This is a genomic window from Pseudoalteromonas sp. NZS37, assembly GCF_015864265.1.
Lineage (GTDB): Bacteria > Pseudomonadota > Gammaproteobacteria > Enterobacterales > Alteromonadaceae > Pseudoalteromonas > Pseudoalteromonas arctica.
In genome coordinates this window covers 1-2,709 of record NZ_JADYXL010000026.1, presented here as the reverse complement: position 1 = coordinate 2,709, position 2,709 = coordinate 1, and the positions used below count along the sequence as shown (strand labels likewise).

The 2,709-nt window shown below is 41.4% G+C and carries 3 protein-coding genes and 1 pseudogene; all 4 read right to left on the bottom strand.

The window, feature by feature from the left end:
• On the bottom strand, nucleotides 1-444 hold a 444-nt coding region (locus I6F47_RS20050; RefSeq protein ID WP_197184432.1), incomplete at its 3' end, for a hypothetical protein.
• Entirely contained in the window at nucleotides 444-1,340 is an 897-nt protein-coding gene (locus I6F47_RS20045) for a hypothetical protein (protein WP_197184431.1), read from the bottom strand. The genes I6F47_RS20045 and I6F47_RS20050, both read right to left, overlap by 1 nt.
• A gap of 671 nt (nucleotides 1,341-2,011) precedes the next feature.
• A complete protein-coding gene (locus I6F47_RS20040) occupies nucleotides 2,012-2,398 on the bottom strand; it encodes a hypothetical protein (RefSeq protein WP_197184430.1) in 387 nt (128 codons plus the stop codon).
• A gap of 9 nt (nucleotides 2,399-2,407) precedes the next feature.
• A pseudogene (locus I6F47_RS20035) lies at nucleotides 2,408-2,709 on the bottom strand (major capsid protein P2); the annotation flags it as partial.

Genomic DNA, 2,709 nt, shown 5'->3' with positions numbered 1-2,709 from the left:
TTTGTGCGCAATCCCTGCTTTTACAGGCATTCCGTTTTCTATTGTCACACCTTCGCCGCCATACCAAAACGGCTCAACATCACTATACAAGGTTATTGTTTTTCGGATTTTTTCAAACGTTAGTACCCTTTGACTTCCGCCAAAATGCTCAATTATAGAGCTTTGATTAACATTGCTACCGCTTGTAAGTGCGTCATAACCTAACTTATGTTCAGATACCCACATCTGGACTTTTTGCGGTTGCTCGCTAATTATCTGTATCAATGTAAATTCTTTGGATGTTTGAACATCAAAGCCAGCGGCAACAACGCTATCAATCAGCACGTTAACGCCGTTTGTAACCCTAATTCTAAACTCTGTTTCACTACTGATAACTTTTAAAAAACGCCCTGTTTGGTTTATATCGTCAACCGAACCAGCTTTTACAAACTTATTTACTAACATTATTTGCGCCCCATAAACATTGCTAAAATTGCTATACCGCCTAGACCAATAACAATGTATGTCATAGATTTATTTGTACTTATTGCCAACTGCTGACCATCTGAACGACTGGCATTTTCTGCAAATTGCATTGCCTGTTTATGCGCTAATATCGTTTGGTCGCCTGCATCGCTAAACGCTTGACTTACTTTATCAACAGCACCCGCAGCCAAATCAGCCGCCAAATTACTATTATTTTCAATAGAGTAATACGCTAAATCAGTCATACCTTTGTTAGCATCACCAACCGCATCAACAACCGTCATCATTGAGTTGTTAGCAAATGCAGTATTATTGCCGTGCATATCTGCGGCCATTTCGCCAATACTTCTTGCTAGGTCGCTGTTTTCCTTTATTGAGGTTTCAGCAAGGTAATTTTGCGCCTTAATGCTATCTGCTGATAACGCGCTATTTGCGTCTATAGCATTTCGACCAAAGCTAAATGCGTCCGCTGTCGTATCACCAACTAGTTTAAACGCGTTATCTTGTGCATCACTTGCAAACGCTAGCGAGTCAGAGCCAAAGCCTAACGAATCTCTAACCGTATCACCTGCGAAATTCAACGAGTCACTGTTTACATCACGACCATAATCAAATGCGCTGCGTGTAATGCTTTCTGTCATATCGGCGTTATCTTTTGACATATTACTAACTGCATCAATCATATCTGTTTGATTGCCAGCCATATCACCCCAAACAGCACCAAGCGCATCAACTAAGCCGCCGTCAGTTTGTGTAATATTGTAATTATTGCCATTGCCAACAGTCATAAAACCAGTATTGTCACCCTGAACACCAAGGCTTGTACTGGTATTACTTGTTGCTTGTGAACTTCTTGATTTTGAACTTGTACTCATGTACCACCATCCCAAAAACCGAAAGCCCGTTAGGGTCGGTTTCTATAAATTTAAAATTACAGTGTTTTAAAAGCCTTGCTAAAGCTGGGCGGCGGGTATGAAAAAAGATGTGTTTTATATTTAATTTTTTTGCTAGTTCGATAATTACAAGGCTAGATTTTTTAATATTCTTACCCTGAGCACAAACAACAACTAAGCCATCACTATCAACACGTAAAACGTAGTAAGTACCATAAATACAAACAAACCTCGCTCTACCCGCTTTTATTTGTGACTGAATTAAACAAAAATCAGCGGGTGAACCTGTCACCTCGCTGATTATTTTAAGCTCGCTTGATTCTAAGAATTGCATTATTTTTTAAGTAAAAATAAGGCAATTAGAGCAATACCGCCGATGATTAATATTTGATTGTTATTACTAGAACCAAAATTAATGCCACCACCAGTAANAACCAAAATTAATGCCACCACCAGTAAAGCCAACGTTCGCGGCTTGGTCACCAGTTCCCGAACTAGCGGACTGCTGATTACTCATCCCGCCGCCACCCGCAAGCCCACCCATTACTTAGCGGCCTTTTTTGACTTGATAAAGTCTCGGATATATTCAGCCGCAACCGCTGCAATAATTGCAACGCCTACGCCTTTAGCGAATGCCTTTAAGCCTTTGCTACTCATGATTTAGCCACCTTTAAAAGTATGCCAACAGCAAGCAAACCACCAAAGGCCATTAAAACTTGCTTTTGCGGGAATCCAAAAACCATGGCCACCGCTTCATTCGCGTTTGTAGCCTGTGTTTTTGGTACGTTAACGACAACAGCCGCGCCGTTTTCTAATTCGTTTACTTTGCTTTGCTCTTCACGAGCAACGCCCGCGCTGTTTTTCATAGCCTGTATTTGTTCAAACTGACCATAAAGATTTAGCGCACCACCTAAAGCAGAGTTAACGCCCTGACCCCAACCGCCCCAAATTGTTTGGGTTGGCTGGCCTTCTGGTCTAGCTTGTTGTGGCAAAACAGCGGCATTAACAGCGCCGCTAGCTGTACTTGGTAAACCAAACATACAACCCCCTTAAAACGTGCTTTTTGCGTAATCATCAAAGTAGTAAACAACAATTTCGGCTTGGCCTTCCACTTCACAATCAACACGAATACGCATATCAGTAATAGCAGGGTCAAGCATTAGCGCACCAAACACATCATTATCAAGCATCAAATCAATTGAATGAACATCAGCAATCGGGGTGCGGTCGGCTTGTGTCAAAATCACATCATGTAAAGACTTCGGAATGTGCTCACGCCATTTTTCACTGTTAACTAAAAATTCAGCCGATTTAACACCCGCTTTACGAATTTCAATTAGGCCAATGTAAG